Consider the following 25,451-nt stretch of genomic DNA (forward strand, 5'->3'; position numbering starts at 1 on the left):
TGAACTGCACCCAAAAAGTTGGACACCCAACGAAGTAAGGTGCAGTTTTTTATGAGCAAGTATTCTCTCAGCTTTAAGCTTGAGGTTGTGCAGCACTATCTTTCCGGGCAGGAAGGACAGGAAGCGACGGCAAAACGTTTTGGTATCGATCACAGTGCCGTTCGTAAGTGGTCTGCTGCCTGGAAGCTTCATGGCGAAGCCGGGCTTACAACCCGGCATTTTACCTATTCTCCTGCGTTTAAAGAGTCCGTTATCCTGCATATGCGTGAACACCACCTGTCTGTTCGCGAAGTCTGTGCAAAATTCATTATCCCGGCCTTTTCCACTGTTTGTCAGTGGGAACGACTGTATGATGAAGGGGGATTAGAAGCCCTTACAGACAGCCGACGCAGGAAAAAAACGATGCCAGAACACCCTGAGAATCACCCTGTCCCTCCTTTGCAGGCTCCTCTTGACCCGGATGAACGTGAGGAGCTTGAACAACTGCGTGCTGAAGTGGCATATCTAAAAAAGCTGCAGGCCTTACTCAGGGAAAGGAGCACGTCAGGACGCGGGATAAAGCGCAGGTCGTGAATGAGTTAAGGCTGAAGTTCTCTCTTGCACGCTTGTTAAACGCCGCAGGGCTGGCGAGAAGCACGTTCTACTGGCAACTGGCCAGCGGTAAAAAACCAGACAAATATGCTGATGACAAGCAGCAGATTTTAACGCTGTTCCATAAACATAAAGGACGGTATGGATACAGGCGAATCACGCTGGCTGGCCGCCGGGAAGGAAGCTTACTGAACCATAAAACGGTTCACAGGTTAATGAAGGCTCTGGGTTTAACCTGTTGTATCAGAAGGAAGAAATATAACTCTTACAAAGGCCGGTATGGGAAAGTTGTGGGTAATGTACTGAACCGGCAGTTCAGTGCGGATAAGCCCAACCAAAAGTGGGTTACAGATGTCACGGAATTTAAAATCAGCGGAGAAAAGCTGTATCTGTCCCCGATTCTGGATCTGTATAACGGAGAAATAGTTGCGTACCAGATGGGGCCCCGTCCTCTTCTGTCGATGGTGGATAACATGCTGTCGAAGGCTATATCTGTACTGGGCAAAAACGAATACCCGCTGCTCCACTCAGATCAGGGCTGGCAATATCAGATGGCACATTATCAGAACCGGCTTAAGGAGGCGGGTCTGAGACAGAGCATGTCAAGGAAGGGGAACTGTCATGACAATGCAGTGATGGAGAGCTTCTTCGGCACACTGAAATCTGAGTGTTTTTACCTCACGGAACACGAGAATATCAGCGAGTTGCGCATGGCTATCGATGACTATATCCACTATTACAACCATGAAAGAATAAAACAGAAACTGAAAGGCCTGAGTCCGGTAGAATACCGAATCCAGGCCCAGATAACCGCTTAAAATAAACTGTCCAATATTATGGGGTCAGTTCAGTTTACCCGGTTTTTTTAATAACACTGAATGAATCACGGCTTAGCGACAAAACCAATCGCTTCATAAACCGCTTTCAGCGTTTCAGATGCACGAGCACTGGCTTTTTCTGCGCCGTCTTTCATTACTTTCTGCAGGAAAGCTTCATCATTACGATAACGGTGGTAGCGCTCCTGAAGCTCAGTCAGCATACCGGAAACAGCTTCCGCAACTTCGCCTTTCAGGTGACCATACATTTTGCCTTCAAAGTGCTGTTCCAGTTCTGGAATGCTCTGGCCGGTCACGGCAGAGAGAATATCCAGCAGGTTAGCAACACCCGCTTTATTCTGCAGATCGTAGCGCACAACAGGCGGCTCATCGGAATCCGTCATTGCACGTTTGATTTTTTTAACCACTGATTTCGGATCTTCCAGCAGGCCGATCACGTTGTTACGGTTGTCATCCGACTTAGACATTTTCTTCGTCGGCTCCAGCAGGGACATCACGCGCGCACCAGATTTAGGAATAAACGGCTCAGGCACTTTAAAGATATCGCCATACAGCGCATTAAAACGCTGGGCAACATCGCGGCTCAGTTCCAGGTGCTGCTTCTGATCCTCACCTACCGGTACCAGATTCGTCTGGTACAGCAGAATATCAGCGGCCATCAGTACCGGATAGTCAAACAGACCGGCGTTGATGTTCTCAGCGTAGCGCGCAGATTTGTCTTTGAACTGGGTCATACGGCTCAGTTCACCAAAATAGGTGTAGCAGTTCAGCGCCCAGCCTAACTGTGCATGCTCTGGTACGTGGGACTGAACAAAAATGGTGCTTTTCTCAGGATCGATACCACACGCCAGATAAAGCGCCAGCGTATCCAGTGTTGCTTTACGCAGCTTCTGAGCATCCTGACGGACGGTGATAGCATGCTGGTCCACAATACAGTAGATGCAATGGTAGTCATCCTGCATGTTTACCCATTGACGCAGCGCACCCATATAGTTGCCAATGGTCAATTCACCTGAGGGCTGTGCGCCACTAAAAACGATGGGCTTAGTCATTTTTCAATTCCTGATTTTCGCTATGCGGAAGCCCGAGTGCGGGCAGAAGGTCATTAATGCTGTCGTAAATTACATCTGGCTGGCTGAGATCTATCCCTTCACCGTAGTTATAACCATACGTGAGGCCAACTGAGGGACAACCAGCCGCTTTTGCGGCCTGAATATCATTGCGCGAATCGCCCACAAAGAGCAATTGCTCGGGGGGAATCCCCATCCTGTCAGCCACTAACAGTAGTGGATCGGGATGCGGTTTTTTGTTTTTCACGTCGTCACCACCGATGACCACGCTAAAATATTTGGCGATGTCCAATGCGTTGAGCAACGGCGCCACAAACGGCGTTGGTTTGTTGGTCACCAGGCCTAACGGCAGGCCTTGCGCATGCAACGCACCCAGCGTATCAGCAACATGAGGGAACAAGAAGGTTCCTTCTTCAGCGATATCACCGTAATAGCGGTCGAACAGCTTACGTAAAATACGCACCTGCTTTTCAGCAGGAATGTCGTCATCTACGGGCGGTTTACCCATCGTTTTACGCAGCGTGGCACGCTCCAGACGAGCCCAGGTGAGCGCACGCTCCATCAACACATCAGCGCCATTACCTATCCAGGTAATCACGCGTTCTTCACCCGCCGTCGGTAACTCCAGCGCGTACAGCGCCATATCCACCGCTGCGGCTAATCCTGGCGCACTGTCAACCAGCGTACCGTCGAGGTCGAATGCAACGCCACGAATGTCCTGAAATTTATGCATGACTTACCTTCGCCAATTCATTGCGCATTTCATCAATGACTTTTTTGTAGTCTGGTTGGTCGAAAATTGCAGAGCCTGCGACAAACATATCAGCACCCGCTGCCGCGATTTCGCCAATGTTGTTCACCTTGACGCCGCCATCGACTTCCAGGCGGATGTCATAGCCGGATTCATCAATACGGCGACGGACTTCACGTAATTTTTCCAGCGTTTGCGGAATGAAAGACTGCCCGCCAAACCCCGGATTTACGGACATCAGCAGGATCACATCCAGCTTATCCATTACGTAGTCCAGGTAGCTCAGCGGTGTCGCCGGGTTAAACACCAGACCCGCCTTGCAACCGTTCTCTTTGATGAGCTGTAAAGTGCGGTCGACATGCTCGGAGGCTTCAGGATGAAAAGTAATGATGCTGGCTCCTGCCGCAGCAAAGTCCGGGACAATACGATCAACCGGCTTCACCATCAGATGGACATCAATTGGGGCAGTGATCCCATATTTACGCAGCGACTTCAACACCATCGGCCCGATAGTCAGATTCGGTACATAGTGGTTGTCCATGACGTCGAAGTGCACGACATCGGCACCGGCAGCTAATGCTCTCGCGGTGTCCTCACCCAGGCGGGCAAAATCAGCCGACAGAATTGAGGGGGCAATCAAATACTGTTTCATCCGCTTCTCCTTGAGAATTATTTTTTCGCAGGCGTTACGACCCCTGGTTTGTACAGAGCCAGCAATTCGTTCACCTTTTTACGTGTGCCGCCGTTGCTGCTTATACTGCGCCGCACTTTGACCTGAAAATGTTTCGCCGCTTTGTACCACTCTCGGGTATCGGGCGTGTCATGGTTCGAAATTAACACCGGGATTCGCTTACTGACCAGCTTTTCTGCCATCTCAGCCAAACGGGCCTGCTCTTTTGGGCTGAAGCTGTTGGTATGATAAGCGGTGAAATTCGCCGTAGCAGACAATGGGGCATACGGCGGATCACAATAGACGACAGAGTTTACATCGGCACGATCCATGCACTCTTCATACGAAAGGCAATGGAATTCTGCATTCTGCGCTTTTTCTGCAAAATGATACAACTCTGCTTCCGGGAAATAGGGTTTTTTATAACGGCCAAATGGCACGTTAAATTCGCCACGGAGGTTATAACGACACAGGCCATTGTAGCCAAAACGGTTCAGATATAAGAACAGCACCGCACGTCGAAACGGATCCTGACAGGCATTAAATTCTTCCCGATACTGATAGTACACCTCAGCCTGATTAGTTTCAGGTACAAACAGCTCGCGTGAAGCCTGCACATACTCATCAGTACGCGCCTTCACGATGTTATAGAGACTGATGAGGTCGCTGTTGATATCGGCAAGAATATAACGAGAAAAGTCGGTGTTGAGGAACACCGACCCGGCACCCACGAAGGGTTCAACCAGACATTCACCTTGGGGCAAATGCCGCTTGATATCATCAAGCAGGGGGTATTTTCCCCCTGCCCACTTCAGAAAAGCGCGATTTTTTTTCATGCTGACTAACTAATTACACCTTCTCCGGCTGTGGAGAAAGCTCCGACAGCATCCTGCGCTTTAGTCTTTGTCCCGCAATTGGGCGAAACATCAAACAATTGCAGAACATAGCCTATCTTACTTCAAATCTGCCTGAACCTGATGCAGCGGTTTTGCCCACGGATTTTTCGCCTGAATATCGGCAGGCAACGTAGACACTGCACGTTTAGCGTCATCTTTAGACGCATACACGCCAGTCACCAGAACATACCACGGTTGACCGTTACGCGTCGTCTGATACACCACGTAGTTTTTCAGGTTCTCTTTCTTCGCCCAACCATTCAGGTTGTCGTAGTTAGAAGAACTGCTGAGCTGCAAAGTGTAATGACTGGACGGTGCGGATTTTAAAGCACCAACATTCCCTGCACTTTTCGCGCCGCCAGCAACAGGTGTTGTAGTCGTTGTCGCAGGTGCAGCAGTCCGGGCAGGCGTCGTACTTACGGTTGCTTTTGGCTCAGTTGTCGCTTTTGGTGTAGTTGTCACGGCTGGCGCTTTCGTCGTAGTGACTGGCGCTGTCGGTTCAGTGCGTTTCGCCTGAGCAACCGGTTTTGGCTCTGTCGGCGTCGCTTTCACTGTAGTTTGCGGCTTACTCTTCGACTCAATAACAACCTGTTTGCGTTCTGCCGGACGCGTAGTTGCGTGGCGTTCCGCAGGTTCTGTGGTAGCAGTCTGACGTGCCGTATTGCCATTGCGAATTGGTGCAACGGTAGCAGGTTCAGTGGGCAGCGTAGAATTCACTACCACATTATTAACTTGTTCCTGACCTTGCGGCTGCGTCAGGGCATTGTTCAGATCGCCCTGCACTTCAACCCGCTGCTGACCTTCAGCGGCAGCAGGTGCCTGTCCTTGGGTCGGTGTAGAGGAAATCGGTGGCAGAGAAACATCCTGCTGCGTATTGCCAGCCGGCTGAGCCGTGCTCGCTTGATCCGTTGCGTTACTGCCAGAAAGATCGATGCTCTTCTCGCCAGACGCAGTCTGATCACTGGAAGAGGAGGATGAGGGGGCCTTCAGCGCTGAACCGATACCGATGATCAACAGCAATAGCACCAGGACACCTACGCCCATCATCATGTACTGACGAGAGGCAGGTTTACTGGCAGCTTGTTTACGCTTACGCGGACGACGTTCTACACGCTCTTCATCCACAGCTTCGTCATCAGATTCATAGTCTTCTTCAACTTCTTGCTCTTCATCACGTTCTTTACGCGCACGCGTTGGACGACGATCGTCGGCATCCAGATCAACATCATCAAAATTGATTTGCGGCTCATTATCACGTTCAGACGATTGACGAGAACGACCAGTACGACGATCGCTGGGATCGGGTTTCAGCTCGTCTTCTGGTTTGAATTCATCCATTTAACACCCCACTCAAAGGTTAATGCTTACGACTTTGCACATAACCTGAAGCTAAAAGACTTACGCTTTGCAACGCAAGCCGGACCTTTCTTGTTGTTACACCTGCTGGCAATCAGCAATAGCGTTAAGAACCACCTCATGCGACACTCCGCCGCGTACTTCACTCTTCCCTATGGCCAGCGGAAGCACTAAACGAATCTCTCCCGCCAACACTTTCTTATCACGCAGCATGTGCGGCAAATATGCCTGAGTGGACATCTCACGAGGTCCATTAACCGGTAAGCCTGCTCGCTTAAGCAGCGTAATGATGCGCTGCGTATCAGAGGAGGTAAACTGGCCCAGGCGCTCTGACGTACGAGCCGCCATCACCATACCTGCTGCAACAGCTTCACCATGCAACCAATTGCCATAACCCATTTCAGCTTCGATTGCGTGGCCAAACGTATGCCCCAGATTCAGTAAAGCACGTAAGCCCATTTCGCGCTCGTCTGCTGCGACAACTTCTGCTTTCAGCTCACAACAACGGCGGATACAGTACGCCATTGCCGGGCCATCCAGACGTAACAGCGCGTCCAGATTTTCTTCCAGCCAACTGAAAAATTCACCGTCAAGAATGATGCCGTACTTGATTACTTCCGCCAGTCCCGATGCCAGCTCTCGCGCAGGAAGCGTTTTCAGACAGTCGAGATCCACCACCACGGAGGCCGGTTGGTAAAACGCGCCAATCATATTTTTACCGAGGGGATGGTTTACGGCAGTTTTGCCACCAACGGAGGAGTCAACCTGCGACAACAGCGTTGTCGGAACTTGAATAAAACGTACACCACGCTGATAGCTTGCCGCAGCAAAACCGGTAAGATCGCCAATCACGCCGCCACCGAGAGCAACCAGCGTGGTATCACGACCGTGCGGTTTTTGCAGTAACGCGGTGAAAACCGTGTCCAGAACCGTCAGGCTTTTATATTGCTCACCATCGGGAAGGATCACGCTATCAACGTTAACACCCGCCTGTTCAAGTACGCCGCGAATCTTATCGAGATAAAGGGGAGCCAGAGTTTCGTTGGTCACCAACATAACCTGATCGCCCGATTTCAGCGGTAAGAATGAAGCCGGTTCATTAAACAAACCAGCCGCGATGGTGATAGGGTAACTACGTTCCCCGAGAGTGACTGTAATCCTCTCCATGACGCGACATCCACCTTAGTTACTTGTACCCGCAGACGAGTGTATTAAGCCAGAATCAGTTGCTTTCCAACATATGAATAATCTGGTTTGCCACGACTTTTGCGCTCTGATCGTCGGTGCGAATGGTCACGTCAGCAATCTCTTCATACAGAGGATTGCGTTCATCAGCCAACGCTTCCAGAACTTCACGAGGCGGCGATTCTACCTGCAGCAGCGGGCGTTTCTTGTCGCGTTGAGTTCGCGCAAGTTGTTTTTCAATTGTCGTTTCAAGATAGACCACGACGCCACGAGCGGAAAGACGGTTACGTGTTTCACGTGATTTAACAGAGCCACCGCCAGTTGCCAGCACAATACCCTGTTTTTCCGTCAACTCGTTGATGACTTTTTCTTCGCGATCACGGAAGCCGTCTTCACCTTCTACATCGAAGACCCAGCCCACATCAGCTCCGGTTCGTTTCTCAATCTCTTGATCAGAATCGTAAAATTCCATATTGAGTTGTTGAGCTAACTGGCGCCCAATAGTGCTTTTTCCGGCACCCATAGGCCCAACCAGAAAGATATTGCGTTTCTCTGCCATTTTTTCGGTACTACTAAGACTATTCGTTAATGGTAAACCCGCTTCGCAGACACACAGCGCAGCAGGACATGAACTGAAACCTCATAAGATATTGCGAGAGTCAGACTGAAAATTATCTCAATACTCAAGCGGGTTTGGCAACTGAATAAATCACCAATCCTTGCGCATTTCTGGTTGTGGTAGATAAGCTACCCCGTAAACATCAGGCTCAGCGACGTATCGCGTAGCCAAATGAGGCCAAATAAGCCAATGACACACCACCAGAAAGGCAAGGCATGTTCACTGCTCGCATAAGTAAAGAAAAGTACCGACGCTCAAATCGGTACTCCTTGTATGCTAAATACACCCGCACGTCAAATCCCTGAAACGTGTTCAGTGCAAAAACAACGGCTTTTCCTGCATAAGTTATTCTGTCGGGACCAGTCTTGGCGTGATAAACACGACTAACTCGCGTCGCTCATCTTCTTTGCCGTCATGACGAAAAAAATAACCCAGCCAGGGGATATCGCCTAACAGCGGGACGCTGTCCTCCGCAGATTTATTTTTACGCGAAAAAATCCCACCCAGCGCGATTGTTTCTCCACTTTTTACTTCTACCTGGGTTTCAATCTCTTGCTTATCAATAGCCAGCACTTCGCCATCCGCTTGTTGTAATACTTGACCGGGAACATTCTGGCTGATATGCAGTTTAAGTCTAATCCGCCCTTGCTGCAGCACAGTTGGCGTAACTTCCATTCCCAGCACAGCCTCCTTGAACTCAACGGAGGTCGCGCCACTTTCTCCGCTGGAAACCTGGTAAGGGATCTCACTCCCCTGCTTAATACTGGCAGGTTGCAAGTGAGATGCCAGTAACCGTGGGCTGGCAATAATATCGAGCTGCTGCTTTTGCTCGAGTGCAGAAAGCTCCAGCTCAAGTAAACGCCCATTAATACGCCCAATGTTAAACCCTACACGGGTGGTCGCAGCAGGTACGGAGAGATCGCTGACAAGCGTCGTGACATCACCCACCGTCGCCGATTGTTGTGCATCAGCCAGTGACCACTTAACTCCCAGCTCGCGCAGGCTTTTCTCATTAATCGTAACAATGTGTGCCGCCAGTTCGACCTGCTCAACGGGTAAATCCATTTGCGCCACCCACTTCTCCAGAGCGAGCAGCGCAACGTTGTTATCACGCAGTAATAACCGGTTGGTTCGTTTGTCGACCGTCATGCTGCCCTTTGCACTCAGCAGCTTCTCACCGGCTTTAGCCAGCTCTGTTGCATCAGCGTAGTGCAAAATTATGTTGCGATGTTCCAGCGGTAGACTCGCCTGAATCCGTACCTGCTCACTCTCCTGACGTGCCGCATTTTCATTCTGCCAGCGAACAGAATGCACATGCAGGATGTTTCCCTCCTGGCGCAGTACCAGTCCGGCGCTTTTCACCACAGTCTGGAATGCCAACTTCCACGGTACATCAGCCAGGTGCAGTGACAGTACGCCACTGACATCGGGAGAAACCACCAGATTTTTGCCTTCCTGTTCAGCAAGCGCCTGCAGCACCTGAACAACTGGAACCTCATCCACCACCAGCGTCACGTTTTGCGTTTTCCCCGCCAGCAAGGTGGGAACTATTGTCATCAGAACTGCCGCTATCCATCGCTTCATTCACCTCTCCTTGTCGTTGCCATTGCCTCCGTGACGGCTCGCAATTTTTATCCGTGTCAATGGTCATGTTTTGCGCCGTAACCTGAGAGACCGTCCAGCCACTGTTCAAAACATCGTGCTGCTCTACACGCCGCCATTTATGCTTGCCATCCAGCACCAGGCCTATCGTTCGCTCTCCCTTGATCACGGCGCCTTGATAGCGCCACGTCGATAGTTCAGAAAGCTGACAGTGATCTTCTGGCGGCTGGAAGGGATTACGCATACCGGTCAATATCAGCAAGCTGGAACACACCAACAGCCATCGTTTACCCTTCATTCAGACGCTCCAGCTGTATCGTTAATAGCAGCTCAGCATCCTCCACGCTGAGAGAGAACCGATTGACATTCATTCCCTGCTCCGCCAAACGCACGAACATTGGCGGGATCGCATCCCAGGCTGACCTCAGCGCCAGCTCGCCCCCCTGCGCGGAGGGTTGCCAGTGAATCAAACGTGTAACAGGGGTCTGGAACGCTAAAGCAGAAAAAGGAATTATCTTCTCTTCAGTTGCCGAAAGCGTTGAGTCGACCGAAGCAGCCAACTGGTACAGGTTTCGCCACTGCAATTGAATTACCGCACGTTGCTGTGTTAACGCTGTTCGTTGTGCATTTCGCGCCTGCACCGCAGGGTAAAACAGGCATAACGCGACAATAATAACCAGCGCAAAACTCCAGCCAGCCCAACAGGCGGTGCGAAAACGCGGCGATTGTGTCAACCAGCCATCACAGAGGGCTATCATGCGTAGCGCTCCGTATCAGACGATAGTGGAAATGCCAACGGCCCTGTGCATCCTGCTGTGTTTCCCCTGGGCTACCTACCTGAAGAAAGGTCTGCTGATGCAATTGATTTTCCAGCACTTTTAATGCAGCAAAGTTCAGCGTACTGCCGGTAATTTCCAGCGTATCTTGCTGCCAGGTCATTTTCGTCAACCACGCATGCTCTGGTAACAGAGCCGCCAGCCCTTCCAGAATGGGCTGCCAACTTCGCGTCTGGTCACGCAGTCTTTCTCGTTGCTGAGCTTGTTGCCATTGTTGCTGACGTAGTTGCAAACGAGGCTTTAGCGCCGCCAGGGCATCAGCCCGCATTTTTTCGGCGGTTATCAGCACAGTATCAGCCCGGTTTTCTAAACGGGTAACGGCGTAATAGCTCAACGTGCAGCCGACAATCAACAGCAGTGAACCGCTAAATAAAGCCCCCCAAAACCGCAGGCAGGCATTGCGTCGTGACTGACGCCAGGGCAAAAGATTGATTGTCGGTGTCATCACTCCATTTCCCCCATAGCAAGACCCAGCGCAATGGCAAAAACGTGGCTTTCTGGAGGAATAGGCGGCTGGCGGACAGACACGACGCTTAAGGGATCGAATCCTTTGGGCGCGCACAGAGCAATGTTTTCTGTTGCCAGAGATAATGTCGCAGCAAGATCGTCAAGAACGGTAATATCACTTGCCGATTTACGTCCCCAGGCATAACGGGTCGCCCATAGCCATTGCTCATCGTCACGCCAGGCCAGACACTGTTGATGCGGTGGCAAATAGGAAATAAAGCGTTGTAGTGCGCTGGCATCAGGCGTGATGGCAACAACCTGTACTTTCAGCGTTTGCATCAGTGTCAGGAGTGTTGAAATTTCTTTGCTTTGCGCAGCTGTCACGTTAAATGCCGGACTTAACGTATCTTCACTATAATCAAAATGCAGCGCATCCGGCTCCATATCCAGCTCACGTGCCATAGACCCCGACAACCATGCCGTTTGTTCTGGCTCACGTAAGGTCATTGCAGGGCGTGGAAATTTTTTTTGTAGTGTCCTGTTGGCGGGAAAGGATAGATAGATATGGTGTCGGCGGGGAAGCTCACGACTCCACGGCATTAACACTGCCGCAAGCTGTTCAGGCTCGCGAATGTGACCCTCAACGATAACCTGACGTGCCAATGGCATACGCCACCAGCGTGGTAGAAACCAACCAGAGCCGTCACGAGAGACGACAACAGCCAGCACTTCATGTTGCTGAATATGCAGACCAATTTTCCAGATACTGAAAGCCATTGCTGATGATCTCCTTATCATCCGTTGCTTTAACGGGTATATCAATGCGTCTGGCTTGCCTTTATACTACCGCGCGTTTGTTTATAAACTGCCCAAATGCCACTAAATGGGAAATCTCCAGTGAAGTTCGTAAAGTATTTATTAATCCTTGCAGTATGTTGCATCCTGCTGGGAGCAGGCTCGATTTATGGCCTCTATCGCTACATTGAGCCGCAATTACCTGACGTCGCGACGTTAAAAGATGTACGTTTGCAGATCCCGATGCAGGTTTACAGCGCTGACGGCGAGCTGATCGCGCAATATGGCGAGAAACGCCGAATCCCGGTAACGCTGGATCAAATGCCGCCGGAAATGGTCAAAGCTTTTATCGCGACAGAAGACAGCCGTTTTTATGAGCATCATGGTGTTGACCCGGTCGGGATCTTCCGTGCGGCAAGCGTAGCGCTGTTCTCCGGCCATGCGTCGCAGGGGGCAAGTACCATTACCCAACAGCTGGCGAGAAACTTCTTCCTTAGCCCGGAACGCACGCTGATGCGTAAGATCAAAGAGGTGTTCCTGGCGATCCGCATTGAGCAATTGCTGAGTAAAGACGAGATCCTCGAGCTTTATCTGAACAAGATTTATCTGGGGTATCGCGCGTATGGCGTGGGTGCCGCGGCACAGGTCTATTTCGGCAAGACGGTCGACCAGCTCAGCTTAAGCGAGATAGCCGTAATTGCCGGGCTGCCAAAAGCGCCGTCAACATTCAACCCGCTCTATTCAATGGACCGAGCTACCGCGAGACGTAACGTCGTGTTGTCACGTATGTTGAGCGAGAACTACATTACCGAGGCCCAGTACGATCAGGCGCGTAGCGAAGCCATTGACGCCAACTACCACGCTCCGGAAATAGCCTTCTCTGCACCCTATTTATCTGAGATGGTACGTCAGGAGATGTATAGCCGTTATGGCGAAAAAGCCTATGAAGACGGGTATCGCATCACCACCACCATCACACGCAAAGTACAGCAAGCAGCCCAGCAGGCAGTACGCAACAACGTAATGGATTACGACATGCGCCACGGCTACCGCGGCCCGTCGAATGTGTTGTGGAAAGTGGGTGAAAGCGCCTGGGATACCAAAAAAATCACCGATTCGCTGAAAGCTCTCCCAACCTACGGACCATTACTACCGGCAGCGATCACCAGCGCTAATCCGCAGGAAGCAACAGCTACACTGGCAGACGGCACGTCGGTTGCATTGCGCATGGAAGGCATGCGCTGGGCGCGTCCATACCGTTCAGATACACAACAAGGCCCGACACCGCGTAAAGTGACAGATGTCGTCCAGACAGGTCAGCAAATCTGGGTACGCCAGGTCGGCGATGCCTGGTGGTTGGCACAAGTACCGGACGTTAACTCCGCCCTGGTCTCTATCAACCCGCAAAACGGTGCGGTACTGGCGCTGGTGGGTGGTTTTGATTTCAATCAGAGCAAATTCAACCGTGCAACTCAGGCGTTGCGTCAGGTCGGTTCGAATATCAAACCATTCCTCTATACCGCCGCGATGGATAAAGGTCTGACGCTGGCAAGTATGCTGAATGACGTGCCGATTTCTCGCTGGGATGCGGGTGCCGGTTCTGACTGGCAGCCGAAAAACTCACCGCCGCAGTACGCCGGGCCTATCCGCTTACGTCAGGGACTCGGTCAGTCGAAGAACGTCGTGATGGTTCGCGCGATGCGAGCGATGGGCGTGGACTACGCGGCAGAATATCTGCAGCGTTTCGGCTTCCCGGCACAGAACATTGTCCACACCGAATCACTGGCTCTGGGTTCCGCATCATTCACCCCAATGCAGGTGGCACGCGGCTACGCGGTTATGGCCAACGGTGGTTTCCTGGTTGACCCATGGTTTATCAGCAAGATTGAAAGCGATCAGGGCGGGGTCATCTTCGAAGCGAAGCCGAAAATTGCCTGCCCGGAGTGTGATATTCCTGTCATTTATGGTGATACCCAGAAGTCTAACGTACTGGAAAACAGTAACGTTGAGGACGTCGCCATCTCGCAGGAACAGCAGAATTCCACCGTGCCGATGCCGAAGCTTGAGCAGGCTAATCAGGCGCTGGTCGCACAAAGCGGGACACAGGAATATGCTCCTCACGTGATCAACACACCGCTGGCTTTCCTGATTAAAAGCGCGCTGAACACCAATATCTTCGGCGAGCCGGGCTGGATGGGAACCGGTTGGCGTGCGGGTCGCGATTTACAACGTCGTGATATCGGCGGTAAAACCGGGACCACCAACAGCTCTAAAGATGCCTGGTTCTCCGGCTATGGGCCTGGGGTTGTAACCTCGGTATGGATCGGTTTTGACGATCATCGCCGCAATCTCGGACACTCCACCGCCTCTGGTGCAATCAAAGATCAAATCTCTGGCTATGAAGGTGGAGCAAAGAGCGCACAGCCGGCGTGGGATGCCTACATGAAGAGTGTGTTAGAAGGCGTTCCTGAGCAGCCGCTGACGCCACCGCCTGGCATCGTGACGGTCAATATTGATCGCAGTACTGGGCAACTGGCGAGCGGCGGAAACAGTCGCGAAGAGTATTTTATTGAGGGCACGCAGCCAACTCAGCAGGCTGTGCATGAAGTGGGGACAACCATTATCGATAATGGTGAGACACACGAGTTGTTCTAATCTTTTGCCGGATGGTGCGTTGCTCATCCGGCCTACGTACAGTGGCTAAATCGTAGGCCGGATAAGCGACAGCACCACCGGACATAAAAATCAAAGTCGTCCCTGTCCTTTCAGCCATTCGCGAACCAGAAACAGTGCGCTCACATTACGCGCTTCATGAAAATCAGGATCTTCTAACAGGTCCATCAAATGTGCCAGCGGCCAGCGCACTTGTGGTAACGGTTCTGGTTCATCGCCTTCCAGCGATTCAGGATAAAGATCCTCCGCCACCACGATGTTCATCTTGCTGGAGAAATAGGAGGGTGCCATGCTGAGTTTTTTCAGAAACGTCAGGTCCTTTGCCCCAAATCCCACTTCTTCTTTCAGCTCCCGATTCGCCGCGTCAAACACGCTTTCACCGGGATCGATTAATCCCTTAGAAAACCCAAGTTCGTAGGATTCTGTCCCCACCGCATATTCGCGGATGAGAATCAGGTGGTCGTCAACAATCGGCACAATCATTACCGCTTCGCGAGTGGACGGGCGCATACGTTCATACACGCGGCGTACGCCATTGCTGAACTCAAGGTCCACGCTTTCGATTTTAAACAACCGGGATTGTGCGACGGTTTCCACTTTCAAAATCGTGGGTTTCTGTAATGATTTGCTCATCATGAGGATCTTTGCTGTGAAATCTGGGGTCATTGTGCGATAGACCGCACGGTTTCGGCAACGTGAATTGCCGTTTATTTACATTTATGTAACGTACTAAAAGTTAATTCTCATTTCAAATTAAAAGTCAATAGGTTGAAATAACTCCAGGAATTTGCTGATATTCCGTTTTTAGTGATTTTGCTATTATTCGCATTTACTGGGCTGTTCATAAAGATGCTCAAGTTCAACTCCACGCTTGCCGATAGCCAACCACAGAATCACGAATATTGTACAAGGTGCGACTGACTACACCTGACAGACTAAGTAAGATGGGGAAAGCATGAGCACCATTCTGATTTTTTTAGCTGCTTTGCTGGCCTGCTCGTTACTTGCAGGTTGGCTACTCAGATTAAAATCCAGGCGGCAAAAATTGCCCTGGAGCAACGTATTCTCAGACGCGACAAAGCGTAAACTGACACCCGAAGAGCGTGGTGCAGTCGAAAACTATCTTGAAAACCTCAGTCAAATTCAGCAAGTTCCTGGCCCAACAGGAGCCAGTACTGCGCCTGTATCGTTAACGTTGAATTCCCAAAGTAACAGCGTCATCGTTCTGACTCATTCGATTACGCGCTATGGCATCACCACCGACGATCCTAACAAATGGCGCTACTATCTGGACTCCGTTGAGGTACACCTGCCTCCATTCTGGGAACAGTACATCAATGACGAAAATAACGTTGAGCTGATCCACACCAATACGCTGCCTTTGGTTATCTCTTTAAACGGGCACACACTGCAAGAGTATATGCAGGAGGCGCGTGGCTACGCGCTGCAACACACCGCGTCTACGCAGGCATCCATTCGCGGCGAAGAGAGTGAGCAGATTGAATTGCTGAATATTCGCCAGGAAACACACGAAGAGTATGTACTTAGCCGCCCTGCGGGGCTGCGCGAAGCGTTACTGATTGTGGCTTCGTTCCTGCTGTTCTTTTTCTGTTTAATTATGCCGGATACTTTCGTGCCGTGGATGGTCGGCGGAGCCGTGCTGCTGCTGGCCGCTGGGCTGTGGGGATTGTTTGCCCCGCCGTCTAAAACCGCGCTGCGGGAAATACATTGTCTGCGTGGAACCCCGCGCCGGTGGGGACTATTTGGTGAAAACGACCAGGAGCAAATCAATAATATCTCGCTGGGAATTATCGATTTGATTTACCCGCCTCACTGGCAGCCATACATTGCGCAGGACCTCGGGCAGCAAACGGATATCGATATTTATCTGGATCGCCACGTTGTCCGCCAGGGCCGTTTTTTATCCCTGCACGACGAAGTAAAAAACTTTCCGCTACAACACTGGTTACGCAGCGCCGTCATCGCTGGCGGCTCGTTGCTGGTATTGCTGATGCTGCTGTTTTGGATCCCGCTGGATATGCCGATAAAATTCACCCTTTCATGGATGAAAGGCGCACAAACTATCGAAGCCACCAGCGTTAAGCAGCTTGAAAACGCAGGCGTTCGTGTTGGTGACACACTGCATCTGAGCGGTACGGGAATGTGTAATATTCATACACCAGGGAGCTGGAGCGCGCTGCCCGCCACGCCTTTTACGCCTTTCGACTGCTCGCAAATTATCTGGAACGATGCCCGTGCGCTGCCGTTGCCAGAATCCGATCTGGTGAATAAAGCCATTGCGCTAACGCAGGCCGTCAACCGTCAGCTCCATCCAAAACCAGATGATGACTCCCGTGTCAGCGCATCGCTACGTTCGGCAATCCAAAAATCCGGTATGGTACTGCTGGATGATTTTGGTGAAATTGTCCTGAAAACTGCCGATCTGTGCGCCGCCGAGGATGAATGCGTGCGCCTGAAAAATGCGCTGGTTAATTTAGGCAACAGTAAAGACTGGACTGCGCTGGTTAAGCGGGCAAACGCCGGGAAGCTGGATGGCGTAAACGTTCTGCTGCGACCGGTTAGCGCAGAGTCGCTGGATAATCTGGTGAATACGTCTACAGCACCGTTTATTTCACGAGAGACCGCACGGGCGGCTCAGGCGCTGAACAGCCCTGCCCCGGGGGGATTCCTGATTATTAGTGATGAAGGCAGCGATCTGGTCGATCAAGCCTGGCCATCGACCTCTCTGTACGACTACCCGCCGCAAGAACAGTGGAGCGCCTTCCAGCGCCTGGCGCAGATGCTAATGCAGACTCCCTTCCGCGCTGAAGGAATTGTCACCAATATCTCTACCGACGCCAACGGCACTCAGCACATTGGCCTGCATCGAATCCCTGATCGCGCGGGCTTATGGCGTTATCTTGGCACCACGCTGTTGATGTTTAGCATGCTGGGTTGCGCCATCTACAACGGCGTTCAGGCCTTCAGACGCTACCAGCGTCACCGCTCCCGCATCGCGGAAATTCAGGGATACTACGAAAGTTGCCTGAATCCAACGCTGATTGACGACCCGGAAAGCCTGATTCGATAACACGCCCGCGCGACAGGATATGCTACCCTGTCGCGCATCTAATTTTCCTCAGGATAATTCCCAGGTGCTGATGAAAGTCAGTCTCTGGGGTCAACAAACGCAGGGGCAGCTTGAATGATGAAGTGTCTTGATATTGCCTGGCAGAATGTCGACACGGTCTTGCTGGACATGGACGGCACGCTGCTCGATCTGGCGTTCGATAACTATTTCTGGCAAAAACTGGTGCCGGAAACCTATGGCGCTCAGCAAGGCATTACCCCCCGGGAAGCTCAGGAATATATTCGCCAGCAGTATCATGCCGTACAGCATACGCTAAACTGGTACTGCCTGGATTACTGGAGCGAGTGCCTGGGTCTGGATATTTGCGCCATGACGACGGAACAGGGGCCGCGTGCAGTGCTGCGTGAAGATACGGTTCCGTTTCTTGATGCCTTAAAAGCGTCCGGTAAGCGACGTATTTTGCTGACTAACGCACATCCACATAACCTGGCGGTGAAGCTGGAGCATACCGGACTGGCCTCACACCTTGATTTATTACTTTCCACCCACACATTTGGTTATCCCAAAGAGGATCAGCGGTTATGGCACGCTGTGGCTGAAGAAACGGGAATAAGTGCCGAGAAGACGCTGTTTATTGACGACAGCGAACCCATTCTCGACGCCGCTGCTCAATTCGGCATTCGTTACTGCCTCGGCGTGACCAATCCCGACTCAGGTATTGCGGAAAAACAGTATGCACGCCATCCGTCACTGAATGACTACCGCCGACTGATCCCCTCACTGATGTGAAGGAGATGCCATGAAAGAGAAGCCCTCTGTTGAAGTCAGGCTGGATAAATGGCTGTGGGCAGCACGTTTTTATAAAACACGTGCGATAGCCCGTGAAATGGTTGAAGGCGGTAAGGTGCATTACAACGGGCAGCGCAGTAAGCCGAGTAAAATTGTCGAACTGAATGCCACCCTCACCCTGCGCCAGGGAAATGACGAGCGGACGGTCATTATCAAGGCCATTACCGAACAGCGTCGCCCGGCAACTGAAGCCGTTTCGCTGTATGAAGAAACCGCGGAGAGCGTTGAAAAACGCGAAAAAATGGCGCTGGCACGTAAGCTTAATGCCCTGACTATGCCGCACCCGGACAGGCGGCCGGACAAAAAAGAGCGCCGCGACCTGTTACGATTTAAACACGGCGACAGTGAATGACTGTCACCTGCAAGAGAGATGATTATGCCGCAACATGACCAATTACATCGTTATCTGTTTGAAAACTTTGCCGTGCGCGGCGAGCTGGTAACCGTTTCGGAAACCCTGCAACAGATCCTCGAAAACCATACTTACCCTCAGCCGGTCAAAACCGTGCTGGCCGAGCTGCTGGTTGCTACCAGCCTGCTGACCGCTACACTGAAATTTGCCGGTGATATCACCGTGCAGTTGCAAGGCGATGGCCCGCTCAGCCTGGCGGTAATTAATGGCAACAACAATCAGCAAATGCGCGGAGTCGCTCGCATACAGGGCGATATCCCTGAAAATGCCGACCTGAAAACTCTGGTCGGCAACGGCTATCTGGTGATCACCATTACCCCGGAAGAAGGCGAGCGCTATCAGGGCGTGGTCGGTCTGGAAGGAGATACTCTGGCGGCCTGTCTGGAAGACTACTTCCTGCGTTCAGAACAGCTGCCAACGCGTCTCTTTATCCGTACTGGCGACGTCGATGGCAAACCAGCAGCTGGCGGTATGCTGCTGCAGGTGATGCCAGCACAAAATGCGCAGGCGGATGATTTTGATCACCTTGCTGCGCTGACAGAAACCATTAAAGCTGAAGAACTGCTAACGCTGCCTGCCAACGAAGTACTGTGGCGTTTGTACCACGAAGAAGAAGTGACGCTTTACGATCCGCAGGATGTTGAGTTCAAATGTACCTGTTCACGCGAACGTTGTGCTGGCGCACTGAAAACGCTGCCGGACGAAGAAGTGGACAGCATTCTGGCAGAAGAAGGCGAAATCGATATGCACTGCGATTACTGCGGTAGCCACTATCTGTTTAACGCTATGGATATTGCTGAGATCCGTAGTAACGCGTCCCCTGCTGACCCGCAGGTGCATTAAGTTCTTAGCCCGGCGGGCTGTTCATCCTGCCGGGCTAACGCTCGCTTACTCAGCGTAATAATTCATTTTTAGCCGTTCGCCATTAATGGTGATATCCCGCCAGACCCTGGGGGCTGAATCCAGTTTATGATTCACCAGCGCCTGCAGAAGTTGGTCCTTATTAAATCCCTCCGGTAACTGAGCAACGGCGACCAGATCCCATTGTTCCCCTTTCATACCAATGACCAGACTTTCTCCCTCAGCAAATGCATACAGCACCTGTTCAGGCTTGCCATCAGCGTTGAGATCCTGATCAACGAGCACACATGCGTCCTGTTCAAAACAGGAGCTAATACGGTAGCTCTGCCCTTTGACAAACACCCAGAACGCCTCGTCTGGCTTCTTGCTGCCCGGCGCGATCATCACCTTTGGAGCTAGCTGTGTCGCGGTCAGAGTCTTAATCGGATCGCGCTCTCCCTGTAGAAGTGAGTTTAAGTCACGCCTGCGCTTACTATCCTTGTTGAACGCCTCATCATTGCGTAATGCCTCCAACGCTGCCCGTCCCGGTTTTCCGCTACGATCCAGCATATACAGACTGACCTGATCCGGCGTATTTTTACCACTGTAGTAGCGTGCCATATGACTGTTGACGCTAATGCGCCATGCGTCGAGTACGGGCGACGTCAACAGAATCAACAGCCCCAGGGCCAGTAATGAAACACCAAGGATAACCTTTCCCTGAATTTCAAGTGGGTTACGGCCACGACATAATATGCTCGCCAGATAGCCAAGCGACCAGGTCAGCAGCACAACGACAACCAGCACACCATGCAAGCGCTCAGGCGTCCAGCCATATTGGTGAATGCGCACCCATAGTGCCCAACCGGCAATCAGCATATAAATGGGGGCGACAACGAGTGAGAATTTGATCAGATAGCGTAACGCGCCAGGATAGGGTAACGCCTCTTTTTGCGGCTCGCGCACAATGGCCATCAACAGCAGGAGGATCAGCGTCAACGTGGACATCAAGCCAGCCGCCGACACCCGCTGTGAAATCGCCTCCAGCCCGGTGAAAGGCACGGTCAGCATAAACATCAGCGCTAACAGCGCAACCAGCGGTAAAAGACCCGTAGCGATAAATGTCAGTAACTTTTGAACGGCAGCCACCAAACGCGACTGCGTACGTGCCAGAACTACCGCCAGTGCGGTAATCAAGCTAAATGCCACATAACCGAACCAATCGGTCTCAAAGAAAAGCGTCTTAAAGAAGGTAATATCGACGAGCTTAAACATCTCACTCCACAGCAGGAGCACCAGCCAGAACAAGCCGTTAGTGACAAAGACAATCAGCAGCGTCAGCGTGTTAAGCCAAAAGCAGGTATAAAACTGAGAATAGCGAGACTGATCGGTACGCGCGTGGAGTTGGTATTGAATCCAGGGCAGTGCCAGCATTGCCATGAGAAGTAAGCGCCAGCCGTAAACGAAAAAAACGTCTTCCTGTCTCCACCGATTACTGCCCCCGACGTTCCATTTCAGCCAAACGCTCATCGCCAGCACAACAACGAAGATCAGTGCCATCCAGCACCACAGCGCACGCTGCCTGAAAGAAACGACAGTAAGCAGAAGTGCCGAAGTCAGCGCAACCGTTACGGGCATCCCATAGAACAGCCAGTCGCTGTTATGAGGTATGAGGTATGTCATCAGCAGATAACACAACACGCCTTGCAGCAGGCCGACTAACATCATGCCCCAACGAGTCGTAGGTGAAAGTTCAACACTATCCATATCGTTATCCTGACTGGAGAGAAAGGCTAATTATCGCATCATCTTCACAATTCGTTGCACCAACATGCCGCTTTCAGTCCACAACTGCGCGAAGTGAATCGATATTTCTCATGTTTTAGTTACGTTATTTTCTTACATGAATGCGATTACACTCACAACATTCCCGCCAAATACACTCTCCATTAACGTTTTAAGAACATTTTCCACAACAAAAAAGGGTTTCCTGCCATAATATCCGCCTCTTTGTGACAGGAGTCGCAGCGTATTCGGTCGCCCGTGATTTTGCCCGGATACGTAAATCTATGAGCCTTGTCGCGGTTAGCAACCCCTAAAAAACCTTACTATTCCAGGTAATACATATTGGCTAAGGAGCAGTGAAATGCGTGTGAACACCAGTTTAACCCCGCAAGATCTCAAGGCTTATGGTATCAATGACGTTCAGGATATCGTTTACAATCCAAGCTACGACCTGTTGTACCAGGAAGAACTTGATCCAAACCTGGAAGGTTACGAGCGTGGCGTATTAACTAACCTGGGCGCCGTTGCAGTTGATACCGGTATCTTTACCGGGCGTTCGCCGAAGGATAAGTACATTGTCCGCGACGACACCACGCGTGACACGCTGTGGTGGTCCGACAAAGGTAAAGGCAAGAACGACAACAAACCGCTCTCCCAGGAAACCTGGCAGCATCTGAAAGGGTTAGTCACCCAACAACTTTCTGGCAAGCGCCTGTTTATCGTTGATGCGTTCTGCGGTGCCAACGCAGATACCCGTCTTTCCGTGCGCTTCATTACCGAAGTCGCCTGGCAGGCGCATTTTGTCAAAAATATGTTCATCCGTCCGAGCGATGAAGAACTGGTTGATTTTAAACCTGATTTTATCGTAATGAACGGCGCAAAATGCACCAACCCACAATGGAAAGAGCAGGGTCTGAACTCTGAAAACTTCGTTGCATTCAACCTGACTGAACGCATTCAGTTGATCGGTGGCACCTGGTACGGCGGCGAGATGAAGAAAGGTATGTTCTCCGTCATGAACTACCTGCTGCCGCTGAAGGGTATTGCATCCATGCACTGCTCTGCGAACGTAGGCGAAAAAGGTGATGTGGCGGTCTTCTTTGGCCTCTCAGGTACCGGTAAAACCACCCTGTCCACCGACCCGAAACGCCGCCTGATTGGCGACGATGAGCACGGTTGGGATGACGATGGTGTATTTAACTTTGAAGGCGGCTGCTACGCGAAGACTATCAAGCTGTCTAAAGATGCCGAGCCGGAAATCTACAATGCAATCCGCCGTGATGCGCTGCTGGAAAACGTCACCGTTCGTGAAGACGGTTCTATCGATTTCGACGACGGTTCTAAAACCGAGAATACCCGTGTTTCCTACCCGATTTATCACATCGACAATATCGTTAAGCCGGTGTCAAAAGCGGGCCATGCCACCAAGGTAATCTTCCTGACCGCCGATGCGTTTGGTGTTCTGCCGCCAGTCTCTCGCCTGACAGCAGATCAAACTCAGTACCACTTCCTCTCAGGCTTTACCGCTAAACTGGCCGGTACCGAGCGTGGTGTGACTGAACCGACCCCAACCTTCTCTGCCTGCTTCGGTGCGGCATTCCTGTCACTGCACCCAACCCAGTATGCAGAAGTTCTGGTGAAACGTATGCAGGCCGCAGGCGCACAGGCTTATCTGGTGAATACCGGCTGGAACGGCACCGGCAAGCGTATCTCAATTAAAGATACTCGCGCCATTATCGACGCCATTCTGAACGGTTCGCTGGATGATGCGGAAACGTTCAGTCTGCCGATGTTTGACCTGGCGATCCCAACGGAACTGCCGGGCGTGGATACGCGTATTCTCGATCCGCGTAATACCTACGCATCACCAGAGCAATGGCAGGAAAAAGCCAATGCATTGGCGAAACTGTTTATCGAAAACTTTGAGAAGTACACCGATACACCAGCTGGTGCAGCATTGGTTAGCGCAGGTCCGAAACTGTAAATTGACGTGCCGGAAGGTGGGTATCCTTCCGGTCAACAGAAATGACCGAGACAAAAAGGGAGGCATCGCGCCTCCCTTTTTTATACGTCTTTAGTTGCACCCTGTACGCGGGTGAAAGGAACCGGAAGCCAGGCGCGAATCGACAATCCCCCGCGCTCACTGGTACCAATTTCCAGCATACCGTTATGGTTATCAATAATACGCTGTACGATAGCCAGACCCAGACCGGTACCACTGGTGCTACGCGCGCTGTCGCCGCGGACAAACGGCTGGAACAGATGTTTGCGTTGCTCCGGCTTGATACCCGGACCATCATCTTCCACCTGGAACCAGGCGCGATGTGGCTCCGTTCCGCTGCTGACCTTAATCCAGCCATTACCATAGCGGGCTGCGTTAACCACCATATTGGCGACCGCACGTTTAATCGACAGTGGATGCATCTTCACCTGAATAACGCCAGGCTGCAGTGCGGTGTCAATTTCACGCTCATAACCACTTTCCGCCGCAACCACTTCCCCCAGCACGGAGTTCAGATCCGCCATCTCCATTGGCATCTCCTGACCCGTCCGCAGGTAATCGATGAACTGCTCGATAATGGCGTTACACTCTTCAATATCCTTATTGATGGACTCCGCAAGATAACCATCTTCTTCGCCCATCATTTCCGTCGCCAGACGAATACGCGTCAGCGGCGTACGCAGATCGTGGCTGACTCCCGCCATCAGCAGGGTTCGGTCATCGGCTAGTTGCTTAACGCCCGCCGCCATATGGTTGAAAGCACGGGTAACGGAACGCACCTCTGAAGCGCCATACTCTCGCAGCGGCGGTGGGATAATACCTTTCCCCACCTGCAATGCCGCATGCTCAAGATCTACCAGCGGTCGGTTCTGGATACGAATAAACAGCCACGCCCCCCCGATAGCCAGCAGCATAATCGCCAACGTATAGCGGAACAGCGGTGAGAAATCGCCTTGATGGATTTCCGTCAGTGGTACGCGCACCCAGATATTAGGCGACAGCCAGGTTTTCAGCCAGACAACAGGCGAGCTTTTGTTGACCTCAACGCGAACTTCCGTCGGGCCACCGAGCTGTTGCGCCATCTGATGGCTTAAGAATTCATAGTGTTGCGCCCAACGCAGTCCAGCTTCTTCAGCGGCTTCGTTGGAATAGAGGGAAATTCCCAGCTCACGGTAAATTTCCCGGCGGAATGCGGGAGGCACAACCAGCTGTGTACCGTCCTCCAGTTGCAGTTTATCGGTCATCAGCATACGAACTTCGTAGGCCAGGACCTTATTAAACTGCTGGAGGCTCGGCAGGATCGCGAAGTTCAGCACCACCAGATAAGTCGTCACCAGGCTTGCAAAAAGCAAGGTGACGATGAGCAATAATGTGCGAGCAAACGAACTTCGTGGCGAGAAGCGCATTCGCCTCATGCTTTAGAACCGTCCGGGACAAAGACGTAGCCCAGACCCCATACGGTCTGAATGTAACGCGGATGTGCTGGATCCTCTTCCACCATGCGACGCAGACGAGAAATCTGCACGTCAATGGAACGCTCCATCGCGGAATACTCGCGACCACGGGCAAGATTCATCAGCTTATCGCGAGACAGCGGTTCACGCGGGTGACTGACCAGCGCTTTCAGCACCGCAAATTCACCGCTGGTCAGCGGCATAGGCTCATCTTCGCGGAACATTTCGCGAGTACCGAGGTTAAGTTTGAACTTACCGAAAGCAATTACCGCTTCTTCCTGAGAAGGCGCGCCCGGTAGCTCATTCGCCTGACGACGCAGCACAGCGCGAATACGCGCCAGCAGTTCACGCGGGTTAAACGGTTTAGGGATGTAGTCGTCAGCACCGATTTCCAGCCCGACGATACGGTCAACTTCTTCGCCCTTCGCCGTCACCATAATGATGGGCATCGGGTTACTCTGACTGCGCAGGCGGCGGCAAATTGACAGGCCATCTTCACCAGGAAGCATTAGATCCAGTACCATAAGGTGGAAGGATTCACGGGTTAGCAGACGATCCATCTGCTCAGCGTTTGCGACGCTTCGAACCTGGAAGCCCTGCTCAGTCAGATAACGCTCCAGCAGCGCACGCAGGCGCATGTCGTCATCGACCACCAGAATCTTATAGTTCTCTTGCATTGTTTTATACTCCC

At 51.8% G+C, this 25,451-nt stretch carries 23 protein-coding genes; 7 read left to right on the forward strand and 16 right to left on the reverse strand.

Going from position 1 to position 25,451, the window contains the following annotated elements; genetic code table 11:
- Positions 1 to 51 precede the first annotated feature (51 nt).
- Positions 52 to 1,409, forward strand: a protein-coding gene (locus OGX98_RS01730) for an IS3 family transposase (RefSeq protein WP_286594712.1) whose coding sequence is annotated in 2 segments (ribosomal slippage) — positions 52 to 514 and positions 514 to 1,409 — 1,359 coding nt in all. Because the reading frame shifts where the segments join, the coding sequence is not laid out codon by codon here.
- A gap of 65 nt (positions 1,410 to 1,474) precedes the next feature.
- On the opposite strand, the gene trpS is transcribed toward OGX98_RS01730, so the two are convergent.
- From trpS to OGX98_RS01790, 12 genes are all read right to left on the reverse strand, one after another.
- Entirely contained in the window at positions 1,475 to 2,479 is a 1,005-nt protein-coding gene (trpS, locus tag OGX98_RS01735) for a tryptophan--tRNA ligase (protein WP_045448410.1), read from the reverse strand.
- Complete coding sequence (gph, locus tag OGX98_RS01740) at positions 2,472 to 3,230, reverse strand: phosphoglycolate phosphatase (RefSeq protein ID WP_286594735.1); 759 nt, start codon at positions 3,228 to 3,230, stop codon at positions 2,472 to 2,474. The genes trpS and gph overlap by 8 nt, the downstream gene beginning before the upstream one ends.
- Positions 3,223 to 3,900: a ribulose-phosphate 3-epimerase gene (gene rpe, locus OGX98_RS01745; RefSeq protein ID WP_045448414.1), complete on the reverse strand. Its 678-nt coding sequence runs from the start codon at positions 3,898 to 3,900 to the stop codon at positions 3,223 to 3,225. The genes gph and rpe overlap by 8 nt, the downstream gene beginning before the upstream one ends.
- A gap of 17 nt (positions 3,901 to 3,917) precedes the next feature.
- Positions 3,918 to 4,754, reverse strand: a complete 837-nt coding sequence (gene dam, locus OGX98_RS01750; RefSeq protein WP_045448416.1) for an adenine-specific DNA-methyltransferase — start codon at positions 4,752 to 4,754, stop codon at positions 3,918 to 3,920.
- Between the two features lie 117 nt (positions 4,755 to 4,871).
- Entirely contained in the window at positions 4,872 to 6,152 is a 1,281-nt protein-coding gene (damX, locus tag OGX98_RS01755) for a cell division protein DamX (protein ID WP_286594736.1), read from the reverse strand.
- Between the two features lie 96 nt (positions 6,153 to 6,248).
- Entirely contained in the window at positions 6,249 to 7,337 is a 1,089-nt protein-coding gene (gene aroB / locus OGX98_RS01760; protein ID WP_048222884.1) for a 3-dehydroquinate synthase, read from the reverse strand.
- A 55-nt stretch (positions 7,338 to 7,392) separates the two neighbouring features.
- Positions 7,393 to 7,914 carry a shikimate kinase AroK gene (aroK, locus tag OGX98_RS01765; RefSeq protein ID WP_003023552.1) on the reverse strand — a complete coding sequence of 174 codons (522 nt, stop codon included), beginning with the start codon at positions 7,912 to 7,914 and terminating at the stop codon, positions 7,393 to 7,395.
- A 405-nt stretch (positions 7,915 to 8,319) separates the two neighbouring features.
- Positions 8,320 to 9,558, reverse strand: coding sequence for a DNA uptake porin HofQ (gene hofQ, locus OGX98_RS01770; protein WP_200013175.1), 1,239 nt, complete (start codon positions 9,556 to 9,558; stop codon positions 8,320 to 8,322).
- Complete coding sequence (locus OGX98_RS01775) at positions 9,470 to 9,874, reverse strand: HofP DNA utilization family protein (RefSeq protein WP_045448425.1); 405 nt, start codon at positions 9,872 to 9,874, stop codon at positions 9,470 to 9,472. The genes hofQ and OGX98_RS01775 overlap by 89 nt, the downstream gene beginning before the upstream one ends.
- Positions 9,864 to 10,334 (reverse strand): HofO family protein, encoded by a 471-nt coding sequence (locus OGX98_RS01780; RefSeq protein ID WP_286594737.1) that lies wholly within the window; start codon positions 10,332 to 10,334, stop codon positions 9,864 to 9,866. Before OGX98_RS01780 ends, OGX98_RS01775 begins: the two co-directional genes overlap by 11 nt.
- Positions 10,318 to 10,857, reverse strand: coding sequence for a PilN domain-containing protein (locus OGX98_RS01785; protein WP_286594835.1), 540 nt, complete (start codon positions 10,855 to 10,857; stop codon positions 10,318 to 10,320). Before OGX98_RS01785 ends, OGX98_RS01780 begins: the two co-directional genes overlap by 17 nt.
- Positions 10,857 to 11,636 (reverse strand): type IV pilus biogenesis protein PilM, encoded by a 780-nt coding sequence (locus OGX98_RS01790; RefSeq protein WP_286594738.1) that lies wholly within the window; start codon positions 11,634 to 11,636, stop codon positions 10,857 to 10,859. Before OGX98_RS01790 ends, OGX98_RS01785 begins: the two co-directional genes overlap by 1 nt.
- 120 nt (positions 11,637 to 11,756) lie before the next feature.
- On the opposite strand from OGX98_RS01790, the gene mrcA reads away from it, so the two are divergent.
- Positions 11,757 to 14,309, forward strand: coding sequence for a peptidoglycan glycosyltransferase/peptidoglycan DD-transpeptidase MrcA (gene mrcA / locus OGX98_RS01795; protein ID WP_045448432.1), 2,553 nt, complete (start codon positions 11,757 to 11,759; stop codon positions 14,307 to 14,309).
- Positions 14,310 to 14,399: 90 nt separating this feature from the next.
- Here the strand turns inward: mrcA and nudE are convergent, their stop codons facing one another.
- Entirely contained in the window at positions 14,400 to 14,960 is a 561-nt protein-coding gene (gene nudE / locus OGX98_RS01800) for an ADP compounds hydrolase NudE (protein ID WP_045449813.1), read from the reverse strand.
- Positions 14,961 to 15,282: 322 nt separating this feature from the next.
- Here nudE and igaA point away from each other — a divergent pair, with 322 nt between their 5' ends.
- The 4 genes from igaA (at position 15,283) to hslO (ending at position 19,522) form a co-directional block, all read left to right on the forward strand.
- Positions 15,283 to 17,418: an intracellular growth attenuator protein IgaA gene (gene igaA, locus OGX98_RS01805; RefSeq protein ID WP_045448434.1), complete on the forward strand. Its 2,136-nt coding sequence runs from the start codon at positions 15,283 to 15,285 to the stop codon at positions 17,416 to 17,418.
- 117 nt (positions 17,419 to 17,535) lie between these two features.
- On the forward strand, positions 17,536 to 18,207 hold the full coding sequence (gene yrfG / locus OGX98_RS01810) for a GMP/IMP nucleotidase (protein WP_048223482.1): 672 nt from the start codon (positions 17,536 to 17,538) through the stop codon (positions 18,205 to 18,207).
- A gap of 10 nt (positions 18,208 to 18,217) precedes the next feature.
- A complete protein-coding gene (hslR, locus tag OGX98_RS01815; RefSeq protein ID WP_048222895.1) occupies positions 18,218 to 18,619 on the forward strand; it encodes a ribosome-associated heat shock protein Hsp15 in 402 nt (133 codons plus the stop codon).
- Positions 18,620 to 18,643: 24 nt separating this feature from the next.
- Complete coding sequence (gene hslO / locus OGX98_RS01820; RefSeq protein ID WP_045449817.1) at positions 18,644 to 19,522, forward strand: Hsp33 family molecular chaperone HslO; 879 nt, start codon at positions 18,644 to 18,646, stop codon at positions 19,520 to 19,522.
- Positions 19,523 to 19,567: 45 nt separating this feature from the next.
- Here the strand turns inward: hslO and OGX98_RS01825 are convergent, their stop codons facing one another.
- Complete coding sequence (locus OGX98_RS01825) at positions 19,568 to 21,286, reverse strand: DUF4153 domain-containing protein (RefSeq protein WP_048222898.1); 1,719 nt, start codon at positions 21,284 to 21,286, stop codon at positions 19,568 to 19,570.
- A gap of 379 nt (positions 21,287 to 21,665) precedes the next feature.
- Between OGX98_RS01825 and pckA the strand changes: the two genes are divergently transcribed.
- The gene (gene pckA / locus OGX98_RS01830; protein ID WP_045448440.1) at positions 21,666 to 23,288 is read left to right on the forward strand and encodes a phosphoenolpyruvate carboxykinase (ATP); all 1,623 of its coding nucleotides are present in this window, start codon (positions 21,666 to 21,668) and stop codon (positions 23,286 to 23,288) included.
- An 80-nt stretch (positions 23,289 to 23,368) separates the two neighbouring features.
- On the opposite strand, the gene envZ is transcribed toward pckA, so the two are convergent.
- Together envZ and ompR are read right to left on the reverse strand one after the other, a co-directional pair.
- The gene (envZ, locus tag OGX98_RS01835) at positions 23,369 to 24,721 is read right to left on the reverse strand and encodes a two-component system sensor histidine kinase EnvZ (protein WP_045448442.1); all 1,353 of its coding nucleotides are present in this window, start codon (positions 24,719 to 24,721) and stop codon (positions 23,369 to 23,371) included.
- Positions 24,718 to 25,437: an osmolarity response regulator transcription factor OmpR gene (gene ompR / locus OGX98_RS01840; protein WP_001157751.1), complete on the reverse strand. Its 720-nt coding sequence runs from the start codon at positions 25,435 to 25,437 to the stop codon at positions 24,718 to 24,720. The genes envZ and ompR overlap by 4 nt, the downstream gene beginning before the upstream one ends.
- Between the last annotated feature and the right edge of the window lie 14 nt (positions 25,438 to 25,451).

The organism is Citrobacter sp. Cm046 (genome assembly GCF_030333065.1).
GTDB lineage: Bacteria > Pseudomonadota > Gammaproteobacteria > Enterobacterales > Enterobacteriaceae > Citrobacter > Citrobacter murliniae.